This is a genomic window from Micromonospora sp. NPDC049240 (assembly GCF_040647835.1).
Taxonomy (GTDB): Bacteria; Actinomycetota; Actinomycetes; order Mycobacteriales; family Micromonosporaceae; genus Micromonospora.
In genome coordinates this window covers 1-23,271 of sequence record NZ_JBEZCX010000013.1, presented here as the reverse complement: position 1 = coordinate 23,271, position 23,271 = coordinate 1, and the positions used below count along the sequence as shown (strand labels likewise).

The following is a 23,271-nucleotide window of genomic DNA, read 5'->3' as shown; positions in this document are numbered from 1 at the left end:
ACGAGGGGCACGGCCACCGGCCGTGCCCCTCGTTCGCGTACCGGGTCGGGCGGGCGACCCACCGGCCTGCTGAAGTTTTTCTACGGTTCAGCCGCGAGGTATTGAAACTTCTGTTCATAGTCGGGTTGACTGTCGTCCATGCGACTGCGCAGTCGATCCATCCGTTCCGCCGGCGTCCTGCTGCTGACGCCGCTGCTCACCCTCGCCGCGCCGATGCCGCCGGCCGCGGCGGCCACCCCTTCGACCAAGGCCACGCCGTGGGCCACGGCGACCCCGGGCACGGCGACCCCCACGGGCACGGCGGCCGAGGACGCGCCGGCGGCCTCCTCCCGACCCGAGTCGGCGGTCACGCTGGCCGCGGTGGAACCCGCCGGTGGCCTGGAGACCGCGAAGACGACCCGGCCGGTCGCGCCCGGTCTCGACCTGACCTCCTTCGACAGGTACGACGCCGCCGGCTGGCTGCGGGCCGACGCGCTCACCGCCGACCTGTCCGGCGGGCTGACCGTGGACTACGTCAACTCCGGCGCGGTCACCCGGGACGAGCCGCTGCGCGCGGCGGTGGACCGGTCCCGTGCCGTGGCGGCCGTCAACGGCGACTTCTTCGACATCAACAACTCCGGTGCCGCCCAGGGCGTCGGCATCCGCTCCGGTGAGCTGGTGCAGTCGCCGATCGCCGGGCACCCCAACGCGGTCGGGATCAGCGCCGGCGGCATCGGCCGGGTGGTCGAGGTCGGCTTCGAGGGCACCGCCGCGCTGCCCGCCGGCCCGGTGCCGCTGACCCAGTTCAACAACATGGTGCAGCGCGACGGCGTGGGCGTGTTCACGCCGCTCTGGGGCGCGTACCCCCGGCAGCGCGCGGTGGACGGCGCGGCGCGGGTGGTCGAGGTGACGGTGACCGGCGGGCGGGTGGCCACGGTCGCCACCACGGCGGGGGAGGGGCCGATCCCGGCCGGCAGCACGGTGCTGCTCGGCCGGGAGGCCGGGGCGGACGCGCTCGCCGCGTTGCGTCCCGGCGACGCGGTGGACCTGTCCTGGCGTCCGCGCGCCTCCGACGGCGGCGACCTGCGCGCCGCGGTGGGCGGCGGGAGCGTGCTGGTCCGGGACGGCGTGGTGCAGAGCATCGCCGACCAGTCGCTGGCCCCGCGTACGTCGGTCGGCTTCTCCGCCGACGGACGTCGGATGATCATGCTGACGGTGGACGGCCGGCAGGTGGACAGCCGTGGTGTCACCCAGACCGAGATGGGCCGGATGATGGTCGAGCTGGGTGCCGCGAACGCGCTCAACCTCGACGGCGGCGGCTCCTCCACGCTGCTGGCCCGGGAGCCCGGCGCGGCGGCGGTCCAGGTGGAGAACAGCCCCTCCGACGGCAGCGAGCGGCCGGTGCCGAACGGGCTGGCCGTCTACGCGCCGAAGGGCAGCGGCCGGCTCACCGGGTACTGGCTGGAGACCGCGAGCGACCCGACCGCCGCGCCGGGCGTCGCCCCGGTCCGAGGCGGCCGGCCGGACCGGGTCTTCCCGGGCCTCACCCGCCGGCTCACCGCCGCCGGCCACGACGAGACGTACGGGCCGGCGGCCGGCGAGCCGCGCTGGCGCGCCACCCACGGCCGGGTGGACGGCGACGGGATCTTCCGGGCCGGCAGCCCCGGCCGGAGCACCGTCACCGCCGCGCGCGGACGGGCCCGGGGCACGCTCGACCTGACCGTGCTCGGCCCAGTGGCGCGGATCGACGCCACCGTCGACCGGGTCGGCCTCGACGGGGTCGGCGACACCGGCCTGTTCGGCGTGGTCGGCTACGACGCCGAGGGCAACACCGCGCCTATCGAGCCGGCCGACCTGAAGCTGGAGTACGACCACGACCTGCTCTCCGTCACCCCCACCGCCGACGGCAACCTGTCCGTGACGGCGCTCGGCGGGTCCGGCTCGGCGCTTGTCACCGCCCTCGTCGGTGGGCACCGCACGGTGCTGCCGGTGACGGTCGGGCTGACCGACGTGCCGGTGGCCGGCTTCGACGACGCCGCGTCCTGGCGGTTCAGCCAGGCCCGGGCCGCCGGCGCGGTCGCCCCGGCGGACGGGCACACCGGCACCGGCCTGAAGATGTCGTACGACTTCAGCCAGTCCACCGGCACCCGGGCCGCGTACGCCGACCCGCCGGCCTGGATCGACGTGCCCGGCCAGCCGCAGGCGTTCGGCATGTGGATCAAGGCGAACGGCACCGGCGAGTGGCCGAGCCTGCACCTGCACGACGCGCAGGACACCCAGTTCGTGCTGCGCGGCCCGTACCTGGACTGGACCGGCTGGAAGTACGTCGAGTTCGCGGTGCCGCCCGGCGTGCAGTACCCGGTGCGGGTGCGCCGGTTCTACGTGGCCGAGACCGACCCGGCGAAGCAGTACCGCAGCGAGGTGGTCATCGACGACCTGGTGGCCCGGGTGCCGCCGGACGTGCAGGCGCCCGCGGAGCCGAACCGCACCGACCGGGTGGTGCTGCGCGACGGCACCGTCGACGGCGCGCCCTGGCGCTTCGCGGTGCTCTCCGACGCCCAGTTCGTCGCCGCCGACCCGGACAGCGAGCTGGTCGCCCAGGCCCGCCGTACGCTGCGCGAGGTCCGCGCCGCCCGGCCGGACTTCCTGATCATCGACGGCGACTTCGTGGACACCGCGTACCCGGCGGACTTCGCGCTGGCCAAGCGGATCCTGGACGAGGAACTGGGCGGCGAGGTGCCCTACCACTACGTGCCGGGCAACCACGAGATCATGGGCGCCCCGATCGACAACTTCCGCAGCGTGTTCGGGGACACCAAGCGTGTCTTCGACCACCGGGGCACCCGGTTCCTCACCCTGAGCACGGCCAGCGGCTCGCTGCGCGGGGGCGGCTTCGACCAGGTGGAGCTGCTGCGCCGGACGCTTGACGAGGCGGCTGCCGACCGCGCCGTCGGCTCGGTGGCGGTGCTGTTCCACCACCCGCCGCGCGACCCGAGCCCGGTCAAGGCCAGCCAGCTCGGGGACCGGAAGGAGGCCGCGCTCGTCGAGCAGTGGCTGGCCGACTTCCAGCACCGCACCGGCAAGGGCGCGTTGATGGTCAACGGGCACGTCGGCACGTTCCACGCCGACCGGGTGGACGGCGTCCCGTACGTGATCAACGGGAACGCGGGCAAGGACCCGTCCACCCCGGCCGGGCTGGGCGGTTTCACCGGCTGGACCGAGTTCGGGGTGGACCCGGTCACCGCACGGGAGGCGGAGCGGGCCCGCCGCGACCCGCTCGCCGAGGGGCCGGAGTGGGTGGCCGCGGAGACGCACGCCCACGTCGATCGGCTCGCGCTGGACGCGCCGGCGCAGGTGCGCCTCGGCGCCCCCGCGGCCGTCGTCGCCACGCTCACCCAGCCCGGCGGCCGGCAGGTGCCGGTGGGGCCGCCGGTGAGCGCCGACTGGGCGGGCTCGCCCAACCTGCACGTCGGCGGCGCGACCGGGGTACGCCCGTGGCACGTGGCCCGGTTCGACCCGTCGACCGGTCAGCTCACCGCGCTGCGTGCCGGCGCACGGATCCTGCTCACGGTCACCGTCAACGGCGTCCGCGCCGAGGCGGCGGTGACCACCACCGCGGCGGCGCAGGCGCGCCCCGCCGCGTAGGTCCCCCGGCCGGGCTCCTCGTCCTGGGGGAGGAGCCCGGCCGGCGGGGCGCGCGCATGCCCCGGCGGTGGGCGGGAATGCGGGGAGGTGGTCGGGCGTTGTGGCGGGCGGACCTGCTGTGCCGGCCGGCCGACGCCCATGGCACACTGGTCAATCGGCCACCGGTTCCGGTTCACGCCCGAGCCCGTCACCACGACGGGGCACACCGACGGCGACCCGGCGACCACCCACGAAAGGACCGAGGCGACATGAAGCCCAACATCCACCCGGAGTACGCGACCACCGAGGTCCGCTGCTCCTGCGGTAACACGTTCACGACCCGCAGCACCGCCAAGGGCGGCGCCATCAGCGTCGAGACCTGCAGCGCCTGCCACCCGTTCTACACCGGTAAGCAGCGCGTGCTGGACACCGCCGGTCGGGTCGCGAAGTTCCAGCAGAAGTACGCCAAGGTTCAGGCCAAGAAGGCCAAGTAGCTCCGTCGACGACGCCCGTGTCCGGCTCCGTGCCGGACACGGGCGTTCGTCCGTTTTCCGCCAGTGTCGTGTCGTCCCGTCGTCGAGTCGTCCTGTCGTCCGAAGGAGCATCCGCAGCATGAGCAGTGAGCGCCTGGCCGCCCTCCTCGACGAGTACGCCGAACTGGAGAAGCGGCTGGCCGACCCGGCCATCCACGCCGACCAGGGCGCCGCCCGGCGGGTCGGCCGGCGCTACGCCGAGCTGGTGCCGCTGCACAAGGCGGCCGGCGAGCTGGAGCAGGCCCGTGCCGACCTGGTCGCCGCGCGCGAACTGGCCGCCGAGGACCCGGCGTTCGCCGCCGAGGCGGACACCATCGCGGCCACCCTGCCGGCGCTCGAGGAACGGCTCGCCGAACTGCTCATCCCGCGTGACCCGCACGACGCGAAGGACGTGATCGTCGAGATCAAGGCCGGCGAGGGCGGTGAGGAGTCGGCGTTGTTCGCCGGTGACCTGCTGCGGATGTACACCAGGTACGCCGAGCGCCGGGGCTGGACCACCGAGGTGATCGACGCCCAGGACTCCGACCTCGGCGGTGTGAAGGACGTCTCGCTGGCGATCAAGACCAAGGGCGTGCCCGAGGGCGGCAACGGCGTCTGGTCCCGGCTCAAGTGGGAGGGGGGCGTGCACCGGGTGCAGCGCGTCCCGGTGACCGAGTCGCAGGGCCGGATCCACACCAGCGCGGCCGGCGTACTGGTGCTGCCCGAGGCGGAGGACGTGGACGTCACCATCGACGCGAACGAGCTGCGGATCGACGTGTTCCGCTCGTCCGGGCCCGGCGGCCAGTCGGTCAACACCACCGACTCGGCGGTCCGGATCACCCACGTCCCGACCGGCATCGTGGTGTCCTGCCAGAACGAGAAGTCGCAGCTCCAGAACCGCGAGCAGGCGATGCGGATCCTGCGCGCCCGGCTGCTCGCCGCGGCCCAGGAGCAGGCCGACGCCGCCGCCTCGGACGCCCGCAAGGCGCAGGTCCGCACCGTGGACCGGTCGGAGCGGATCCGCACCTACAACTTCCCGCAGAACCGGATCACCGACCACCGGATCGGCTACACCGCGTACAACCTCGATCTGGCGTTGGCCGGCGAACTGGACGGGGTGCTCGACGCGCTGACCGAGGCGGACCGCGCGGCCCGGCTGGCCGGCGAGACCGAACTGTCCCGCCGCTGACCGACCGCCGGCGCATCAACCGGGGCGCCCGCCTATACCGGAGGCGTTAACAGGGGGCCCTTCCTTACACACCTCAGCTGGCGCGGAGGCGGTCCTTCGCGCGCAGCATCTCCCGGTCGGCCAGCTCGAACGCGGCGCCCAACGCCTCCCGGACGCTGATCGTGGTGCTGCCGTCGACCTCCGCGAACCCGATGGTGACCCCGACCGGGGTGCCCGGGACCAGGGTGTCCCAGTCCTCGGTGCGTACGGCTGCCTCGATCCGCCGGGCCACCTCGACCGCCTCCGGCATGACGGTGTCGGGGAGCACCACGACGAACTCGTCGCCGCCGTAGCGGGCCACGAAGTCGCCCCGCCGCATCACCCGGTTGATCACGCCGGCCACCCGTTGCAGCACCAGGTCGCCGGAGTGGTGGCCGTGCCGCGTGTTGACCGCCTTGAACCCGTCGAGGTCGCAGACGCCGATCACCACCCGCTCGCCCCGGGACACCACCGCGCCGAGGTAACGCTCCAGCCGGCGTCGGTTGGGCAGGCCGGTGAGCGGGTCGGTGAGCGCCTCGCCCTCGTACCGGGCGGCCTCGCGGCGCATCTCCTCGTGGTCGATCCGGGCGGCGATGCCGTCGATGTAGACGTCGCGCAGGCGGTCGCTGCGCCGGGCAGCCAGCCGGAACGCGTGCCGGTCTGCGCGGTGCGCGCCGGCGTGGTCGCCGGCCCGGGCCAGCGCGATGCTGCGCAGCCGGGGCGGTTCGGCCGCGCCGAGCGTCTCGTCGGAGGCCCGGACCGTGTCCAGCCGGGTGACCGCCTCGATCGGCCGGCCGGCGGCGACCGCCAGGCAGACCTGACCGAGCTGGCGCAGGTCGCGGGCGCGGGCGCTGTCCCCGCCGTGGCCGAGCAGGCGGTTCGGGTCGGCGTCCCCGGCCGACTCCACCCGGTCGCCGAGCGCGGCGCGACGGGCGGCGGCGTAGCCGTAGGCGGTGAGGCTGCTGGGCCGCAGGTTGGCGGCCTGCCCACCGCGCAGGAACCGGGCCAGGTCACCGGCCACGTCGCGCAGCACCCGCAGGCAGCCGTCGCTGTCGCCGTTGTGGTCCAGGGCCACCGCGTTGCGCAGTCGGATCCCCGGCGCGGCAAACGTCTCCTCCGGAATGCCCGCGCTCAGTCCGACCTCGCGGGCGCGTTCGATCGCGCCGAGCGCGTGGCCGTGGAAGCTGAGGTACGAGTACGCCATCGCCAGGTCGTGCCAGCCCCAGGCGGTGTCCCGGTCCGGCGTGTCGTCGGCGCCGAGCGCGCGGGCGGCCCGGACCAGGTGCATCACGCACCGGTCGAGCGCGCCCTGGTGGTGGGCGGCGAGCGCGGCCAGCGCGTTGAGGTGCCCGTGCAGGTAGGGCTCGGCCAGGTCACGCACGGCGGCGGAGGCGTCCTCGACGGCCCTGGTGAACTCGGCGGTCCGACCGAGATTGATCAGCGCGGACAGGCGTTGCACAAGCGCGTCGGCGCGGGCGTACGGATCGTCGGTGGTGCGGATCACGCGATCGAGCAGCACGCACGCCTCGGCGGAACGGCTCGCCTCCTGCAACGCCCGGGCACGTCGGAGGGCGTCAACCTGGTCCTCGACCTGGTCGAGCCAGCCCACTCGCGACCTCCCTGACGTGTGCGCCCGGACGCACCCGCTCGTGTGGCGACCCGCGACGCTTCATGATTATTGCGTGAGCACACTCCCGCAACACCCGTCCGAAGGGACAGAACGCGAACGGGTCTCGCCGATGATCGCCCGGGCGGCCCGGACACTGGCCGCCGCCGGGGTGGCGGCGCCGCGGGCGGAGGCCGAGCAGTTGGCCGCGTACGTGCTGGGGGTGCCGCGTGGCCGGCTGGCGCTGGCCGACGGGTTCACCGCGGTCCAACGTGACCGCCTGGCCGCGCTGCTCGACCGGCGGGTGGCCCGGGAGCCGTTGCAGCACCTCACCGGCGCGGCCGGTTTCCGGCATCTGGAGCTGGCGGTCGGGCCGGGGGTGTTCGTGCCCCGCCCGGAGACCGAACTGCTCGCCGGCTGGGGGGTCGAGGTGGCCCGGCGGCTCGCCGCGCCGCTCGTGGTCGACCTGTGCAGCGGCTCCGGCGCGATCGCGCTCGCGGTCGCCCAGGAGGTGCCGGCGGCCCGGGTGGTGGCGGTGGAACGCTCCCCGGCCGCGCTGGCCTGGCTGCGGCGCAACGCGGCCGGGCGGGCCGACGCGGGGGACCGGCCGGTCGAGGTGGTGGTCGCCGACGTCACCGATCCGGACCTGCTGGCGGACCTGGCCGGCCGCGTCGACGTGCTGCTGTGCAACCCGCCGTACGTGCCGCGCGCGGTGACCGTGCCGCCGGAGGTGGCCGGCCACGACCCGGACGAGGCGGTGTTCGGCGGCGCGGACGGGCTGGACGTGATCCGGCCGGTGGTGGCCCGCGCCGCGACGCTGCTGCGTCCGGGCGGGGTGATCGGCGTCGAGCACGACGACACGCACGCCACGGCGGTGCCGGCCCTGCTCGCCGGCGACGGCCGGTACGAGCACGTGGCGGAGCACCGGGACCTGGCCGGGCGGCCCCGCTGGGCGACCGCGTCCCGGCGGGCGGACGGCCGACACGCCGACCCCGGCGCGGCGTGGCAGACTGACTCCTCGTGATGCTCTACGACTGTCGGTCGCCCGCCGACCGGGACCGCGGCATCGCCGCTGCCATCGAGGCCGTCAAGAACGGGGAACTCGTCGTCCTGCCGACCGACACGGTCTACGGCATCGGGGCGGACGCGTTCACGCCGTACGCGGTGAAGGCCCTGGCGGACACCAAGGGTGGCACCCGGCAGGCGCCGCCGGTGCTGATCGGCTCCCGGCACACCCTCGACGGCCTGGTCTTCTCGCTGCCCCAGGTGGCCCGCGACCTGGTCGAGGCGTTCTGGCCGGGCGCGTTGACGATCGTGGTGGAGCACTCGCCGAGCCTGGCCTGGGACCTCGGCGACACCAGCGGCACGGTGGCGGTGCGGATGCCGCTGCACCCGGTCGCCCTGGAGGTGCTGCGGGAGACCGGTCCGATGGCGGTCGCCTCGGCCAACAAGGTCGGCCAGCCCGCCGCGCTGACCGCCGAGGAGGCCCGCGACCAGCTCGGTTACGGCGTCCGGGCGTACCTGGAGGCCGGGCCGGCGGTGGACCCGGTGCCGAGCACCATCGTCGACCTGACCGGCGAGGTGCCGCGGGTGCTGCGCCAGGGCGCGGTGTCGGTGGCGAAGCTGCGCGAGGTGGCGCCGGAGCTCCTCGACGAGCGGGGGGTCTGAGTGCCGCCCTTCACCGTCCTGCACGTCTGCATGGGCAACATCTGCCGGTCGCCGATGGCCGAGCGGCTGCTGCTGCTCGCCGTGCGGGAGCGGCTGGCCCGGCTCGACGTCGACCCGGCCGGCTCGGACGCGCTGGTGCACAGCCACAGCGCCGGCACCGGCGGCTGGCACGCCGGCGAGGAGATGAACCCGCCGGCCGCGCGGCAGGTGACCGCGCGCGGTGGTGACGTGGCCGGGTTCGCCGCGCGGCGGTTGCGCTCGGATCTGATCGACGCCGCCGACCTGGTGCTCACCGCCACCGCCGACCAGCAGGAGTACGTGGTGGCGCTGCGGCCGGACGCCGCCGGGCGCACGTTCGTGCTGGGCGAGTTCGGCCGGCTGCTGGGTGGGCTGGACCGGTCCGCCCTGCCGCCCGCCGGGCCGACGCCGGAGGCGGTGCACGCCCGGGGGATGGCGCTGGTGGCCGCCGCCGACGCGGCCCGACAGGGCGACCCGGCGTTGCCCACCGACGACCTCGACGACCCGTGGGGCCGGGGCGACCAGTGTTTCAGCCGGGTGGCCGACGAGATCGAGGAGACGGTCCAGCCGCTGGCCGCCGCGTTGCTGCCCTGAGGTTCATCCTTTCTCGCGAACTTCCTGCGCATTTCATTGAAGGTGCCGGCAAAAACGGCAAATCCGGTCATTCTTGACGGGTCCGTACGGCCGGCTCCTGCGGGGAGAGCTGATGAACCGCGCCCATCTCGACAAGCTGTTCACCGTGCTGCTCGCCGGCGTGCTCGCCGGGCTGGCCCTGGCCGCCGCCGCGCTGCCGGCCGCGCTGGTCTTCGGGCTGGGCGTGAAGAACCTGATGCCGTACACCGAGCTGCCGGAGGCGCTCCGGGCGCCGCAACCGGCGCAACGCGCCAACCTGTACGCCAACGACGGCCGCACGCTGATCACCTCGTTCTACGTCGAGGACCGGGTGGACGTGCCGGTCGGCGACGTGGCGCCGGTGATGCGGGACGCCATCGTGGCCGCCGAGGACGTGCGCTTCTACGAGCACCACGGCGTCGACGTGCGAGGCGTGCTGCGGGCGTTGACGGCCAACCGCACGGAGGGCACCCGGCAGGGCGCATCCACGCTGACCATGCAGTACGTGCGCAACGCGCTGGCCGGTGACCCCCGGCTGACCGAGGCGCAGCGGACCGCGGCCACCGAGATCACCGCCGGCCGCAAGATCCGCGAGATGCGGTACGCGCTGACGCTGGAACGCCAGGTCGGCAAGGACGAGATCCTCGGGCGCTACCTGAACATCGCGTACTTCGGCGCCGGGGCGTACGGCATCGCCGCCGCCAGCAAGCGCTACTTCTCCACCACGCCGGACCGGCTCACGCTCGCCCAGGCCGCGCTGCTCGCCGGGCTGGTGCGGGCGCCGGACCACGACGACCCGATCAACGGCGACGCCGGGGCGGCGCTGGACCGCCGGGCGTACGTGCTGGACCGGATGGTGGAGACCGGTCGGGCGAGCGAGGCGGAGACGACCGCGGCCAAGGACGCCGAACTGGCCCTCAAGCCCAGCGCCACCCCGAACGACTGCGCCGCGGTGCCCGCCGGCCACAACGACTGGGGTTTCTTCTGCGACTGGTTCACCCAGTGGTGGAACGCCCAGCCGGCGTTCGGCAAGACCGTCGACGAACGGCAGCGCACGCTGCGCCGGGGCGGCTGGTCGATCGTCTCCTCGCTCGACCCGGACGTGCAGGCCAAGGCGAGCGAGCAGGTACGGACGATCTACCCGGAGACGATCGCGCGGGCCGCGCCGACCGCGGTGGTGCAGCCCGGCACCGGACGGGTGCTGGCCATGGCGGTCAACCGCGGCTACGGCGTGGGCGACAACCCGGCCGGGCAGCAGAACTACCCGAACACGGTCAACCAGCTCGTGGCCGGGGGCGGCGACATCACCGGCTACCAGGCCGGCTCCACGTTCAAGCTGTTCGCGCTGCTGGCCGCGCTGGAGTCCGGGCTGCCGCTGGACACCGAGTTCGACGCCCCCCGGGTGTACGTCACGAAGTACCCGATCTCCGGTGGCCCGGCCAGTTGCGGCGGCCGGTGGTGCCCGGCGAACGCCAACACGTACTGGATGGACGGCGACCGCGACATGTGGGACGCGTTCGGTCGCTCGGTGAACACCTACTTCGCCTGGTTGACCGAGCGGGTCGGCGCGGACCGGGTGGTCGAGATGGCCCAGCGGCTGGGCATCGTGTTCCGCGCGCCGCAGGACGCGAAGATGGCCCGGGACGGGGCGGCGAACTGGGGGCCGTTCACCCTCGGCGTCTCCGCCACCACGCCGCTCGACCTGGCCAACGCGTACGCCACGGTGGCCGCCGAGGGGACCTGGTGCCGGCCCACCCCGGTCGTCTCCATCACGGACGCGACCGGCCGGCGGGTGGCCGCCGGGGACGCCGACTGCCGGCAGGTGTTGGACACCGAGGTGGCCCGCGCGGCGGCCGACGCCAGCCGCTGCCCGGTGGGCGACCAGTCGATGTACCGCAGGTGTGCCGGCGGCACGGCCGAGGAACTGGCTCCCGGTCTGCGCCGCCCGCTGGCCGGCAAGACCGGCAGTTCGGAGCGGAACGCCACGGAGACCGTGGTCGCGTTCACCCCGCAGCTCGCGGTGGCCACCATCGCCGCGAACCCGGACGACCCGCGCGACGCGGTCGGCGGCGGCGTGCAGAAGCGGCAGATCGCCGCCGTCGGCCGCGTCCTCGCCTGGGCCCTACGTGACCAGCCCGTCCGCGACTTCGTCCCCCCGGGCGAGTCAGTCGCCTTCCAGCACACCACCCCCCGCACCGGCAACTGACGTGTAAGGCGGGGCCCCTTGTTAACGCCTGGCGATAACAAGGGGCCCCGCCTAACCGGTGGGGTGTTCGGCGTTGCGGGCGATGTTGCGGGCCATGCCGCCGAAGACGACGGCGTGGAACGGGGCGACCGAGGCCCAGTAGAGGTGCCCGGGCAGGCCGTGCGGGAGGAAGACGGCACGCTGGACGTACCGGCTGTGGTCGCCCTCGGCCGGCTCGGCGCGCATCTCCAGCCAGGCCCGGCCGGGCAGCCGCATCTCGGCGCGCAGCCGCAGCAGTTCACCCGGGACGATCTCCTCCACCCGCCAGAAGTCCAGCGCCTCGCCGACCTGGAGCCGGTGCGGGTCGCGCCGGCCCCGGCGCAGCCCCACGCCGCCGACCAGCCGGTCCAGCCAGCCGCGCACGGACCAGGCCAGCGGGAAGGAATACCAGCCGTGCTCGCCGCCGATGCCCTCGATGACCCGCCACAGCGCCGCCGGTGGGGCGCTCACCGCCTGTTCCCGCAGGTCGGTGTAGGCCGTGCCGCCGGACCAGTCCGGGTCCGACGGCAGCGGCTCGGCCGGCGCGTCCGGCCCGCTCGCGGTCGACCAGCGCGTCTCCACCTGCGCGTCGCGCACCTTGGCCAGCGCCAGACCGACCGCCTGGTCGAAGCCGGTCAGCCCGTCGGGCGGGTCGGGCACGTACCTGGCGATGTCGTGCTCGTGCGCCACCGCCTCGTGGATCAGGCTCTCCACCAGCGGCCGGGCGATCGCGTTCGGGACCGGGGTGACCAGGCCGACCCAGTGGGAGGAGAGCCCCGGGGTGAGCGGACGCACCGGCACGATGAGCCGCGGTCGCAGCCCGGCCACCCGGGCGTAGCGCTGCATCATCTGCGCGAACGTCAGCACGTCCGGGCCGGCGATGTCGAAGCCACGGTTCACCTCGGGCGGCAGGTGCGCGCAGCCGGCCAGGTAGCGCAGCACGTCCCGGACCGCGATCGGCTGGATCCGGTTGCGTACCCAGCGGGGGGTGACCATCGCCGGCAGCCGCTCGGTCAGGTAGCGCAGCATCTCGAACGAGGCCGAACCGGAGCCGATGATCACCGCGGCCCGCAGCACCGCGGTCGGCACGCCGCTGTCGAGCAGGATGCGGGCCACCTCCGCCCGGGAGCGCAGGTGCGCCGAGGGCACCTCCGCCCGTTCCGCCGGCTCCGGCCCGCCGAGATAGACGATCCGGCGTACGCCAGCCGCACGCGCCGCCTCGGCGAAGTTCGTCGCCGCCTCCCGGTCGGCCGCCTCGAAATCACGCTGACCGAGCGAGTGGACCAGGTAGTACGCGACGTCCACGCCCTCGAACGCGGCCGGCAGCGTCTCCGGTCGGCGCAGGTCGCCCTCGACGATCTCCGCTTCGGCGGCCCAGGGCACGTCGCGCAGCCGCCCGGCCTTGCGGGCCAGGCAGCGCACGGTGTGCCCGTCGGTCAGGAGGCGGGGCGCGAGGCGCCCGCCGATGTAGCCGGTGGCACCGGTGACGAGGCATCTCACGGGTTCCAGTGTGCGGCTCCGTAGACTCCTTCGCTGTGGAGAACGCGAGGGAGCGGCAGATGACCACGGTGTTGCCGGCGTACCCCCGTGGCTGAGTCGGGGACGCGCGCGGCGGAGGCGGTCGCGGACCGTGGGTGGCGACTGCGCCACCTGCCCGTCCTGCTGGCCGCGGTGGCCGTGCTGGCGGCGGTGGCGGCGGTGGCCGGCGGGGCGTGGCGCGGCGCGGACGGCGCGCTCGGTGCGGCCGGCGGGGTGGCCGTCACGGCGGCCAGCTACACGCTCACCACCGTGGTGCTGGCCTGGGCCGACGCCCGCGACCCGCAGCTCGTGCTGCCGTTCGGGCTGGGCCTCTACGTGGCCAAGATGACCGCGCTCGGCGGCGTGCTGGTGCTGGTCGCCTCCACCGGCTGGCCGGGGCTGATCCCGTTCTGCCTGGGCCTCGCGGCGGGCGTGGTGATCTGGACCGGCGTGCACATCTGGTGGCTCGCCACCGTCCACGCGCGACGGGTCGCGCGCTGACGCCGTCCCATCCTTCGGACGACGCGCCACAGCGTCCGCGATCGGTCATTCTCTCAGTGGCGCGGGAGGAGTACGGTGCCTCCAGACGACTTCGCCCGCCCGTGTCCCACACAACCAGGTTGTGCGGGGGGTGAGGCACAACCTCTTCTGCCTTGCTGATATCGTTCGCCCCGTCATGGCCGGTGACCAGAAACCCCCCAACGCTGGCGGCTCGGGCGACGTTCCGTCCGGTGCCGGTCAGGGTTGGACCGCGCTCTCATACCTCATCGGGGGCATGCTCGTCTGGGGTTTCGTCGGCTGGCTGGTCGACCGTTGGCTCGATACCGGCGGCGTCGCCACCGGCATCGGGGTCGTGCTCGGCATGGCCGGGGGCATCATCCTGGTCGTCCGCCGGCTGGGCACGCCTACTTAGGAAGGGACGCGGTGTTCGGACAGGCGAACGTCCTGGCTCAGGGCCAGGCGGAATTCCCACCGAGCGTGGGGGACTTCTACCTGCCCAGCATCCTGCCCTGGGGTGCGGAGAACTCGTACTGGTTCACCAAGATCACGGCGATGGTGTGGGTCGCCGTCGGCATCTTGATCATCTTCTTCCTGGTCAGCTACCGGAAGCCGCAGCTCGTCCCCACCAAGAAGCAGTGGTTCGCCGAGTCGATCTACGGCTTCGTCCGCAACAACATCGCGGTGGACATGATCGGGCACGCGGGGGTGCGGTTCGCGCCGTACTTCACCACGCTCTTCTGCTTCATCCTGCTGACGAACTTCTTCGCGATCGTGCCGTTCTTCCAGATCTCGCCGAACTCGCACATCGCGTTCCCGGCCATCCTCGCCGTGATCAGCTACCTGATGTTCAACTTCGTCGGCATCCGGCACCACGGCTTCGTGAAGTACTTCAAGAACTCTCTGATCCCGCCGGCGCCGTGGTACATCCTGCCGCTGCTGATCCCGATCGAGTTCTTCTCGACCTTCCTCGTCCGGCCGTTCTCGCTCGCCGTCCGTCTCTTCGCGAACATGTTCGCCGGCCACATGCTCCTGCTGGTCTTCACGCTCGGCGGCTTCGCCATGCTCAGCGCCAACGTCTGGCTCGCGCCGGTCTCGGTGCTGTCCTGGGTGATGACGATCGCGCTGACCTTCCTCGAGTTCCTGGTGATCTGTCTGCAGGCGTACGTCTTCACGGTGCTGACCGCCAGCTACGTGCAGGGCGCGCTCGCCGACGAGCACTGATCCGATCTTTCGCACCAACCGTTGTCGTCCCGCGTGAGAGTCACGCGTGATAACCAGGAGGAACCAACCAATGGACATCTACGCCGCGGTAGAGGGCAGCACCGCCGCCATCGGCTACGGTCTCGCGGCCATCGGCCCGGGCATCGGCGTGGGCCTGGTCTTCTCGGCCTACATCCAGTCGACCGCCCGCCAGCCGGAGTCGTCCCGGATGACCCTTCCGTACGTCTGGATCGGCTTCGCCGTCATCGAGGCCCTGGCGCTGCTGGGCATCGCGTTCGGCTTCATCTGGGCCGGCTGACCCAACCCCTCTGACCGGGAGGTTTTCCATGTTCTTCCTCGCCGCTGAGGGTGGTGAGACGACCCACAACCCGATCATCCCTGTCTGGCAGGAGATCGTGGTCGGGCTGGTCGCCTTCGGTGTCCTCTGCTTCGTGCTGATGAAGTTCGTCTTCCCGCGCATGGAGCAGACGTTCCAGGCCCGGGTGGACGCGATCGAGGGCGGCATCAAGCGCGCCGAGGCCGCCCAGGCCGAGGCGAACCAGCTGCTCGAGCAGTACCGCGCCCAGCTCGCCGAGGCGCGTACCGACGCCGCCCGGATCCGGGACGACGCCCGGGCCGACGCCGAGGGCATCCGTCAGGACATCCTCGCCAAGGCGCGCGAGGAGTCCGACCGGGTCATCGCCGCCGGCAAGGAGCAGCTCCAGGCCGAGCGGGCCACCATCGTGCGCGAGCTGCGCACCGAGATGGGCACCATCGCGGTGGACCTGGCCAGCAAGATCGTCGGTGAGTCGCTGGCCGACGAGGCGCGTCGCAAGGGCACCGTCGACCGGTTCCTGAGCGGTCTCGAGAGCACGGGGGCCCGCTGATGCAGGCCGCCAGCCGGGAGTCGTACGCCGCCGGGGTCGAACGCCTCGACGCGTACGTCCGCGGCGCGGAGCCGTCGGCGGTGGCCTCCACCGCCGACGACATCCTCTCCGTCGCCGCCCTGCTACGGCGCGAGCCGCGGCTGCGCCGGGCGCTCTCCGACCCGGCCCGCTCCGGTGCGGACCGCACGGCCCTGCTGACCGGGATCCTCAGCGGCAAGGTCGGCGCGGAGGCGATCGACCTGCTCGCCGCGCTGGTCGCCGGTCGCTGGTCGACCCCGTCGGAACTGCTCGACGGCGTCGAGCGGCTGGGTGTGGAGGCGCTCCTGGCGAGCGCCGACTCGGCCGGCGAGCTGGGCGAGGTCGAGGACGAGCTGTTCCGCTTCGGGCAGGTCGTCTCCGGCTCCGCCGAGCTGTCCAACGCGCTCTCCGACCCGATGGCCCCGGCCGAGCGGCGATCCGGCCTCGCCGGTCAACTGCTCGACGGCAAGGCCCGGCCGGTCACCGTCCGCCTCGTCGAGGTCGCGCTCGCGGGCTTCGGGGGCCGCTCCTTCGGCGGCGCGCTCACCCGGCTGGTCGAGCTGGCCGCGGACCGGCGGGACCGTCAGGTCGCGTACGTGACCGTGGCGGCCCCGCTGACCGAGGAGGAGGAGCGACGCCTCGGTGCCCGCCTCTCCGGCATGTACGGTCGGGAGGTGTCCGTCAAGCAGACGGTCGACCCCGACGTGCTCGGCGGGGTGCGGGTACGGGTCGGCTCCGACCTGTACGACGGCACCGTCCTGCGCCGCCTCAACGAGACCCGCAACGCGCTCGCGAAGCGCTGACCAGCGTCTTGCAGCCCTGATTTCGACGCCATCGGACCGGTCGGTACCTGGTATCCCGGGCCCCTGAACTTTAAGGAAGCAGAGGATGGCCGAGCTGACCATCTCGACGGAGGAGATCCGCGGCGCCCTGGAGCGCTACGTCTCCTCCTACACGGCCGACGTCTCCCGTGAGGAGGTCGGCACCGTCGCCGATGCCGGCGACGGCATCGCCCACGTCGAGGGTCTGCCCTCGACCATGACCAACGAGCTCCTGGAGTTCGAGGACGGCACGCTCGGCGTGGCGCTGAACCTCGACGTGCGCGAGATCGGTGTCGTCGTCCTCGGCGACTTCGGCGGGATCGAAGAGGGTCAGCGCGTCAAGCGCACCGGCCGGGTGCTCTCCGTGCCGGTCGGTGACGCGTTCCTCGGCCGCGTGGTCAACGCGCTCGGCGAGCCGATCGACGCCATCGGCGACATCGCCAACGAGGGCTTCCGCGAGCTGGAGCTCCAGGCCCCGAACGTGATGGCCCGGCAGTCCGTCTTCGAGCCGCTGCAGACCGGCATCAAGGCCATCGACGCGATGACCCCGGTCGGCCGTGGCCAGCGTCAGCTGATCATCGGTGACCGGAAGACCGGCAAGACCACCGTCGCGCTGGACGCCATCCTGAACCAGCGGGACAACTGGCGCTCCGGCGACCCGACGAAGCAGGTCCGCTGCATCTACGTCGCGATCGGCCAGAAGGCCTCCACCATCGCCTCCATCAAGGGGACGCTGGAGGACGCGGGCGCGATGGAGTACACCACCATCGTCGCCTCCCCGGCGTCCGACCCGGCCGGCTTCAAGTACCTCGCGCCCTACACCGGCTCGTCCATCGGACAGCACTGGATGTACGGCGGCAAGCACGTCCTGATCGTCTTCGACGACCTGAGCAAGCAGGCCGAGGCGTACCGCGCCGTGTCGCTGCTGCTGCGCCGCCCGCCGGGCCGTGAGGCGTACCCGGGTGACGTCTTCTACCTGCACTCCCGCCTGCTGGAGCGCTGCGCGAAGCTCTCCGACGAGCTGGGCGGCGGCTCGATGACCGGCCTGCCGATCATCGAGACCAAGGCGAACGACATCTCGGCGTTCATCCCGACCAACGTCATCTCGATCACCGACGGTCAGATCTTCCTCGAGACCGACCTGTTCAACCAGGGTGTCCGGCCGGCCATCAACGTCGGCACCTCGGTCTCCCGGGTCGGCGGCGCCGCGCAGGTGAAGCCGATGAAGAAGGTCGCCGGCTCGCTGCGGCTCAACCTGGCCCAGTTCCGTGAGCTGGAGGCGTTCGCCGCCTTCGCCTCCGACCTGGACCGCGCCTCGCAGAACCAGCTCGCCCGTGGTTCCCGCCTGGTCGAGCTGCTCAAGCAGCCGAACTACTCGCCGTACCCGGTCAACGAGCAGGTCGTCTCCGTCTGGGCCGGCACCGAGGGCAAGCTGGACGACGTCCCGGTCGGCGAGGTCCGCCGCTTCGAGTCGGAGTTCCTCCAGTACCTCCGGCACAAGCACGAGGGCGTGCTGGCCTCGATCGCGGACAACAAGTGGGGCGACGACATCATCGCCTCGCTGGACTCGGCCATCGCCGAGTTCAAGCAGGTCTTCCTGGGCAAGGAGGACGAGGTCCGCGTCAACGAGGCCCCGGCCGAGCCGCTGGAGGGTGAGCAGACCCGCGAGACGGTGACCCGCTTCCGCGACGGCACCACCGACCGCCCCGCCGAGAGCTGATCCGATGGCCGCCCAGGTACGCGTTCTCCGACAGCGGATCCGTTCCGCCAAGGGGATGAAGAAGATCACCAAGGCGATGGAGCTCGTCGCGACGAGCCGCATCGCCAAGGCCCAGGCCAAGGTGGCGGCCTCGCTGCCGTACGCCGAGGCGATCACCGGCGTGCTGACGGCGCTGGCCTCCAACGCGCGGATCGACCACCCGCTGCTCACCCCGCGTGAGCGGGTGCGGCGGGCGGGCGTGCTGCTGGTCACCGCCGACCGGGGTCTGGCCGGCGGGTACAGCTCGAACGCGATCCGGACCGCCGAGTCGCTGATCGCCCGGCTGCGCGCCGACGGCAAGGAGCCGGTGCTCTACGTCATCGGCCGCAAGGGCGTGGCGTTCTACCGGTTCCGCAACCGGGAGATCGCCGGCAGCTGGACGGGCTTCTCCGAGCAGCCGTCGTTCGACGACGCCCGCGAGGTCGGTGACACGCTGATCAAGGCGTTCACCGCCGGCGCGGACGACGCGGACGGCCACGCCGGGGCGGACGGGATCCTCGGCGTGGACGAGCTGCACATCGTCTACACCGAGTTCAAGTCCCTGATGACGCAGAACCCGGTGACCCGGATCGTCGGCCCGATGCAGGTCGAGGACCGGCCGCGGTCCGAGGGCCTGCTTCCGGCGTACGAGTTCGAGCCGGAGCCGGAGTCGCTGCTCGACGCGCTGCTGCCGAAGTACATCAACACGCGGATCTACGCGGCGTTGCTGGAGTCGGCGGCGAGTGAGTCGGCCGCCCGTCGGCGGGCGATGAAGAGCGCCACCGACAACGCCGAAGACATGATCGAGAAGTACACGCGTGAGATGAACTCGGCCCGTCAGGCCGGGATCACCCAGGAGATCAGTGAGATCGTCGGCGGCGCGAACGCGCTGGCCGCGTCGGGAAGTGAAGTGTGATGACTGTATCCGCAGTGGAGACCAAGACGGCCACGGGTCGCGTGGTCCGGGTCATCGGCCCGGTCGTCGACGCCGAGTTCCCGCGCGACGCCATGCCGGGTCTGTTCAACGCCCTGCACGTCGACGTGACGCTCTCCGGCGGTGAGAAGACGCTGACCCTGGAGGTCGCCCAGCACCTCGGTGACAACCTGGTCCGCGCCATCTCCATGCAGCCGACCGACGGCCTGGTCCGTGGCGCCGACGTCCGGGACACCGGCGCGCCGATCAGCGTGCCGGTGGGCGACGCGGTCAAGGGCCACGTGTTCAACGCGATCGGCGAGTGCCTCAACCTCACCGAGGGCGAGACCATCCAGGCCGACGACCACTGGGGCATCCATCGCAAGGCTCCGGCCTTCGCGGACCTGGAGCCCAAGACCGAGATGCTGGAGACCGGCATCAAGGTCATCGACCTGCTCGCCCCGTACGTCAAGGGCGGCAAGATCGGCCTGTTCGGCGGCGCCGGCGTGGGCAAGACGGTGCTCATCCAGGAGATGATCACCCGGGTGGCCCGGAACTTCGGTGGTACCTCGGTCTTCGCCGGCGTGGGTGAGCGCACCCGCGAGGGCAACGACCTCATCGCCGAGATGACCGAGTCCGGCGTCATCGACAAGACCGCGCTGGTCTACGGCCAGATGGACGAGCCGCCGGGCACCCGGTTGCGGGTCGCGCTCTCCGCGCTCACCATGGCGGAGTACTTCCGCGACGTGAAGAAGCAGGAGGTGCTGCTCTTCATCGACAACATCTTCCGCTTCACCCAGGCCGGTTCCGAGGTCTCCACGCTGCTCGGGCGTATGCCGAGCGCCGTGGGTTACCAGCCGACGCTGGCCGACGAGATGGGCGAGCTCCAGGAGCGGATCACCTCCGTCCGGGGTCAGGCCATCACCTCGATGCAGGCGATCTACGTGCCCGCCGACGACTACACCGACCCGGCGCCGGCCACCACGTTCGCCCACCTCGACGCGACCACCAACCTGGAGCGGTCGATCTCCGACAAGGGCATCTACCCGGCCGTGGACCCGCTGGCGTCCTCGTCCCGGATCCTCGCCCCGGAGTTCGTCGGCGAGGACCACTTCGCCGTCGCCACCGAGGTGAAGCGGATCCTGCAGCGCTACAAGGACCTGCAGGACATCATCGCCATCCTGGGCATCGAGGAGCTCTCCGAGGAGGACAAGCTCACCGTCGGCCGCGCCCGCCGGATCGAGCGGTTCCTCTCGCAGAACACCTACGCCGCCGAGCAGTTCACCGGCGTGCCGGGCTCGACGGTGCCGATCGCGGAGACCATCGACGCCTTCCGCCGGATCAGCGAGGGGGAGTTCGACCACTTCCCGGAGCAGGCGTTCTTCATGTGCGGCGGCCTGGAGGACCTCAAGGCCAAGGCCGAGGAGCTGATGGGTGAGGAGGGCTGAGAGCCCGCTCACACCACGAAGGCCGTCCCGACGTCTCGTCGGGGCGGCCTTCGCCCGTTCACGACCGGTCTCGTACCAGACGCCCGGTTGGCCGGCAAGCGGTCCGCCGCAGCGCGCGGTACCGTTCGTGACACGAATTCGCGTCACCGTCGTTGATCTCTGCAACGAAACGGACCCCTGCGCCCGTCTCCTCTTCGTGGGCGCGACGATAGGAGATGCTCGTGGGTAAGGGCGGCACGGACCGGGGCAAGCGGTCCATGTGGCGTGGCGTGCCGCGGTGGGCCCGGGTCAGCACCATCCTCGGCATCGTCATGATGGTGCTCAGCGGCTCGGTGCTGGTGGGCTACCACACGCTCGTCGCGCGCTACGAGGGCGCGGTCGGCAAGGGCGACCTCTTCGGCGACCAGGCCGCCGGCGCCACCGAGAAGAAGAGCGACATCAAGGGCCCGCTCAACATCCTGCTCGTCGGCATCGACCCCCGCACCTCGACGGCCCGCCCGCTCTCCGACTCGATCATGATCCTGCACGTGCCGGCCGGCATGGACCGCGGCTATCTCTTCTCGCTCCCGCGCGACCTGCGGGTGGACATCCCGGCCTTCCCGAAGGCCGACTACTCCGGCGGCACCGACCGGATCAACGCGGCCATGTCGCACGGCAGCAACGTGCCGGGGAAGAACCCGAGCGCCGCGCAGGGCTTCGAACTGCTCGCCAAGACCGTGCAGGGGGTCACCGGCATCAAGCGCTTCGACGCCGGCGCGATCATCAACTTCAGCGGGTTCAAGAAGATCGTGGACGCCATGGGCGGCGTCGACATGTACATCGAGCGCGACGTGAAGTCCGAGCACCTCCAGCCGGACGGCACGCCGCGCCAGCTCAAGCCCGGCGGGGGCGGCTACCTCGGCCCGCAGGCCCGCTACAAGAAGGGCAACGCCCACCTCACGGGCTGGCAGGCGCTTGACTACGTCCGGCAGCGCTACCCCAAGAACGGCGTGCCGGACGCGGACTACGGCCGGCAGCGGCACCAGCAGCAGTTCGTCAAGGCGATGGTGAGCCAGGCGTTCAGCGCCGACGTGGTGGCCAACCCGGTCAAGCTGGACCGGGTGCTGCGGGCCGCCGGGCAGTCGCTTGTCTTCAACGGCCGGGGCAACAGCGTCGTCGACTTCGGCCTCGCGCTCAAGGACATCCGTCCCGACGCCATCGAGACGATCAAGCTGCCCGGCGGGCCGATCGGGAGCGGCAGCGCCTACCGGGGCGAAGAGCTCCTCGCGCCGTCCGACGACTTCTTCGCCGCCCTGCGTGCCGAGCAGTTGGACGCGTTCCTGCTGGAGCACCCCGACTTCAAGCAGAAGAGCCAGTAGCCTGAACGAGTGCGGGGCACCGTGGTCCGGCTCTCACCACCCGCGTTGGGTGGCGCTCGGGGGCGCGACTAGACTTTCGGCAATCCGCCGCCGCAGCAAGGAGACAGCGTGGCACAGCAGCTTCACGTCGAGCTCGTAGCCGTCGAGGAGAAGGTCTGGACCGGTGAGGCCGAGATGGTCGTCGCCCGGACGACCGAGGGTGAGCTCGGTGTGCTGCCGGGGCACGCGCCGCTGCTCGGCCAGCTCGCGGAGCCCAGCCAGGTGCGCATCAAGCAGGCCGGTGGCCAGCAGGTCGCGTACGACGTCGCCGGCGGTTTCCTGTCGGTCACCGGTGAGGGCGTGACCGTCCTCGCCGAGAGCGCCACCCCGGCCACTCCGGCCCGCTGAGCCGACCCGCCGATGGAGATCGTGGAAGGGATCGGAATCGGCGTCGCGGTCGTCGTCGTCGCGCTTCTGATCCTCTTCATCCGGCGGGCCCTGTTCACCCGTAGCGGGGGAATCATCCGGCTGAGCGTCCGGGTCACCACGATGCTCGACGGCCGTGGTTGGTCACCCGGCTTCGGCCGGTTCGCCGGCGATCAGCTCCGCTGGTACCGCATGTTCAGCTTCGCGCTCCGCCCGAAGCGGGTGCTCTCCCGCAAGGGGCTGGCGGTGGAGCGCCGCCGCCTGCCCGAGGGGCAGGAGCGCTTCTCCATGCCGGCCGACTGGGTGATCCTGCGCTGTACCAGCGACCATGCTCCGGTCGAGATCGCCATGGCGCGATCCACGGTGACCGGCTTCCTCTCCTGGCTCGAGGCCGCCCCTCCGGGGGCGGCCTCGCCACGTCTGGCCTCCCAGGACTGGCCCGCCGCCTGACGGCCCCCGTCCCGTCCCCGCCCCCTGCACTGCGAGCGGGGTGTCGAGGATTCGCCCTCGGGTGTCCCCGACTGTGCCGGGATGGGCGGGGTGTCCGGTGTCGACGGGTCGGGCATGCCGGGCGTTGCTTGCGCTCGCAGCGCTACAAACCTGATGGCGTGGACGGGTCGCCGTCCTGACCCATCCACGCCATCAGGTTTGCAGGCTCGGGACGTGAAACGTGGTGGGACGGCGAGTGGAACGCGGTGGAGGTGTGGGCGCGCGTGAGACATCCACAGCGTTCCAGTGCCTCACTGGGTGGTTTGTCCGGTTCGGCGGTGGTGGGCGGCACGCTGGCGGCGGAATCGTCGACGGGGTGGCGGCGTTGTAGACGGGTGCACGGCCGAGGAAGGCGAGCGCCCCCCGCCGCGCGAGCAGCCGGATCCCCCGAGAACTTTGTTGTGCGCCTGACGGTGCCCGCACCCCCCCCCGGTGCGTTGACCCCCGAATGGAGCCCCCGCCATGAACACGATGCTGCGTAAGAGCGTGCTGGGTATTGCTGGTCTGGCTTTCACCGGTGGTGTG

21 protein-coding genes are annotated in these 23,271 nt (G+C 72.3%); 19 read left to right on the top strand and 2 right to left on the bottom strand.

Features of this window, described 5'->3' with window-relative positions:
- The first annotated feature begins 138 nt into the window (after nucleotides 1–138).
- The 3 genes from AB0B02_RS20775 (at nucleotide 139) to prfA (ending at nucleotide 5,304) form a co-directional block, all read left to right on the top strand.
- Entirely contained in the window at nucleotides 139–3,624 is a 3,486-nt protein-coding gene (locus AB0B02_RS20775) for a phosphodiester glycosidase family protein (protein ID WP_357302583.1), read from the top strand.
- A gap of 248 nt (nucleotides 3,625–3,872) precedes the next feature.
- Entirely contained in the window at nucleotides 3,873–4,097 is a 225-nt protein-coding gene (rpmE, locus tag AB0B02_RS20770) for a 50S ribosomal protein L31 (protein ID WP_073828674.1), read from the top strand.
- A gap of 118 nt (nucleotides 4,098–4,215) precedes the next feature.
- Nucleotides 4,216–5,304, top strand: coding sequence for a peptide chain release factor 1 (prfA, locus tag AB0B02_RS20765; RefSeq protein WP_357302579.1), 1,089 nt, complete (start codon nucleotides 4,216–4,218; stop codon nucleotides 5,302–5,304).
- A gap of 73 nt (nucleotides 5,305–5,377) precedes the next feature.
- Here the strand turns inward: prfA and AB0B02_RS20760 are convergent, their stop codons facing one another.
- Nucleotides 5,378–6,931 carry a GGDEF domain-containing protein gene (locus tag AB0B02_RS20760; protein ID WP_281937623.1) on the bottom strand — a complete coding sequence of 518 codons (1,554 nt, stop codon included), beginning with the start codon at nucleotides 6,929–6,931 and terminating at the stop codon, nucleotides 5,378–5,380.
- Nucleotides 6,932–7,061: 130 nt separating this feature from the next.
- Here AB0B02_RS20760 and prmC point away from each other — a divergent pair, with 130 nt between their 5' ends.
- The 4 genes from prmC to AB0B02_RS20740 all read left to right on the top strand — a co-directional run bounded on the left by prmC (nucleotide 7,062) and on the right by AB0B02_RS20740 (nucleotide 11,432).
- On the top strand, nucleotides 7,062–7,952 hold the full coding sequence (prmC, locus tag AB0B02_RS20755) for a peptide chain release factor N(5)-glutamine methyltransferase (protein ID WP_357302576.1): 891 nt from the start codon (nucleotides 7,062–7,064) through the stop codon (nucleotides 7,950–7,952).
- A complete protein-coding gene (locus tag AB0B02_RS20750) occupies nucleotides 7,952–8,596 on the top strand; it encodes an L-threonylcarbamoyladenylate synthase (protein ID WP_281937619.1) in 645 nt (214 codons plus the stop codon). Before prmC ends, AB0B02_RS20750 begins: the two co-directional genes overlap by 1 nt.
- The gene (locus tag AB0B02_RS20745; RefSeq protein ID WP_281937617.1) at nucleotides 8,597–9,208 is read left to right on the top strand and encodes a phosphotyrosine protein phosphatase; all 612 of its coding nucleotides are present in this window, start codon (nucleotides 8,597–8,599) and stop codon (nucleotides 9,206–9,208) included. It abuts the gene before it with no gap.
- 112 nt (nucleotides 9,209–9,320) lie between these two features.
- Nucleotides 9,321–11,432, top strand: a complete 2,112-nt coding sequence (locus AB0B02_RS20740; RefSeq protein WP_357302572.1) for a transglycosylase domain-containing protein — start codon at nucleotides 9,321–9,323, stop codon at nucleotides 11,430–11,432.
- Between the two features lie 51 nt (nucleotides 11,433–11,483).
- Here the strand turns inward: AB0B02_RS20740 and AB0B02_RS20735 are convergent, their stop codons facing one another.
- Complete coding sequence (locus tag AB0B02_RS20735; protein ID WP_357302570.1) at nucleotides 11,484–12,950, bottom strand: SDR family oxidoreductase; 1,467 nt, start codon at nucleotides 12,948–12,950, stop codon at nucleotides 11,484–11,486.
- 87 nt (nucleotides 12,951–13,037) lie between these two features.
- Between AB0B02_RS20735 and AB0B02_RS20730 the strand changes: the two genes are divergently transcribed.
- The 12 genes from AB0B02_RS20730 (at nucleotide 13,038) to AB0B02_RS20675 (ending at nucleotide 22,707) form a co-directional block, all read left to right on the top strand.
- Entirely contained in the window at nucleotides 13,038–13,469 is a 432-nt protein-coding gene (locus AB0B02_RS20730) for a hypothetical protein (RefSeq protein WP_281937611.1), read from the top strand.
- A gap of 175 nt (nucleotides 13,470–13,644) precedes the next feature.
- Nucleotides 13,645–13,881, top strand: a complete 237-nt coding sequence (locus AB0B02_RS20725) for an AtpZ/AtpI family protein (protein WP_107157102.1) — start codon at nucleotides 13,645–13,647, stop codon at nucleotides 13,879–13,881.
- 11 nt (nucleotides 13,882–13,892) lie between these two features.
- Nucleotides 13,893–14,690 (top strand): F0F1 ATP synthase subunit A, encoded by a 798-nt coding sequence (gene atpB, locus AB0B02_RS20720; protein WP_281937609.1) that lies wholly within the window; start codon nucleotides 13,893–13,895, stop codon nucleotides 14,688–14,690.
- A 70-nt stretch (nucleotides 14,691–14,760) separates the two neighbouring features.
- On the top strand, nucleotides 14,761–14,988 hold the full coding sequence (locus AB0B02_RS20715) for an ATP synthase F0 subunit C (protein WP_091422600.1): 228 nt from the start codon (nucleotides 14,761–14,763) through the stop codon (nucleotides 14,986–14,988).
- Between the two features lie 28 nt (nucleotides 14,989–15,016).
- Nucleotides 15,017–15,556 carry a F0F1 ATP synthase subunit B gene (locus AB0B02_RS20710; RefSeq protein WP_107156993.1) on the top strand — a complete coding sequence of 180 codons (540 nt, stop codon included), beginning with the start codon at nucleotides 15,017–15,019 and terminating at the stop codon, nucleotides 15,554–15,556.
- Nucleotides 15,556–16,377 (top strand): F0F1 ATP synthase subunit delta, encoded by an 822-nt coding sequence (locus AB0B02_RS20705; RefSeq protein ID WP_281937605.1) that lies wholly within the window; start codon nucleotides 15,556–15,558, stop codon nucleotides 16,375–16,377. Before AB0B02_RS20710 ends, AB0B02_RS20705 begins: the two co-directional genes overlap by 1 nt.
- Before the next feature lie 85 nt (nucleotides 16,378–16,462).
- On the top strand, nucleotides 16,463–18,115 hold the full coding sequence (gene atpA / locus AB0B02_RS20700) for a F0F1 ATP synthase subunit alpha (RefSeq protein ID WP_281937603.1): 1,653 nt from the start codon (nucleotides 16,463–16,465) through the stop codon (nucleotides 18,113–18,115).
- Nucleotides 18,116–18,119: 4 nt separating this feature from the next.
- On the top strand, nucleotides 18,120–19,049 hold the full coding sequence (locus AB0B02_RS20695; protein WP_281937601.1) for a F0F1 ATP synthase subunit gamma: 930 nt from the start codon (nucleotides 18,120–18,122) through the stop codon (nucleotides 19,047–19,049).
- A complete protein-coding gene (atpD, locus tag AB0B02_RS20690) occupies nucleotides 19,049–20,494 on the top strand; it encodes a F0F1 ATP synthase subunit beta (protein ID WP_107156997.1) in 1,446 nt (481 codons plus the stop codon). Before AB0B02_RS20695 ends, atpD begins: the two co-directional genes overlap by 1 nt.
- Before the next feature lie 215 nt (nucleotides 20,495–20,709).
- Nucleotides 20,710–21,852 (top strand): LCP family protein, encoded by a 1,143-nt coding sequence (locus AB0B02_RS20685; RefSeq protein ID WP_357302560.1) that lies wholly within the window; start codon nucleotides 20,710–20,712, stop codon nucleotides 21,850–21,852.
- A 108-nt stretch (nucleotides 21,853–21,960) separates the two neighbouring features.
- Complete coding sequence (locus AB0B02_RS20680; protein WP_047893558.1) at nucleotides 21,961–22,239, top strand: F0F1 ATP synthase subunit epsilon; 279 nt, start codon at nucleotides 21,961–21,963, stop codon at nucleotides 22,237–22,239.
- A gap of 12 nt (nucleotides 22,240–22,251) precedes the next feature.
- Nucleotides 22,252–22,707 (top strand): DUF2550 domain-containing protein, encoded by a 456-nt coding sequence (locus AB0B02_RS20675; protein WP_281937595.1) that lies wholly within the window; start codon nucleotides 22,252–22,254, stop codon nucleotides 22,705–22,707.
- Nucleotides 22,708–23,271: the final 564 nt, after the last annotated feature.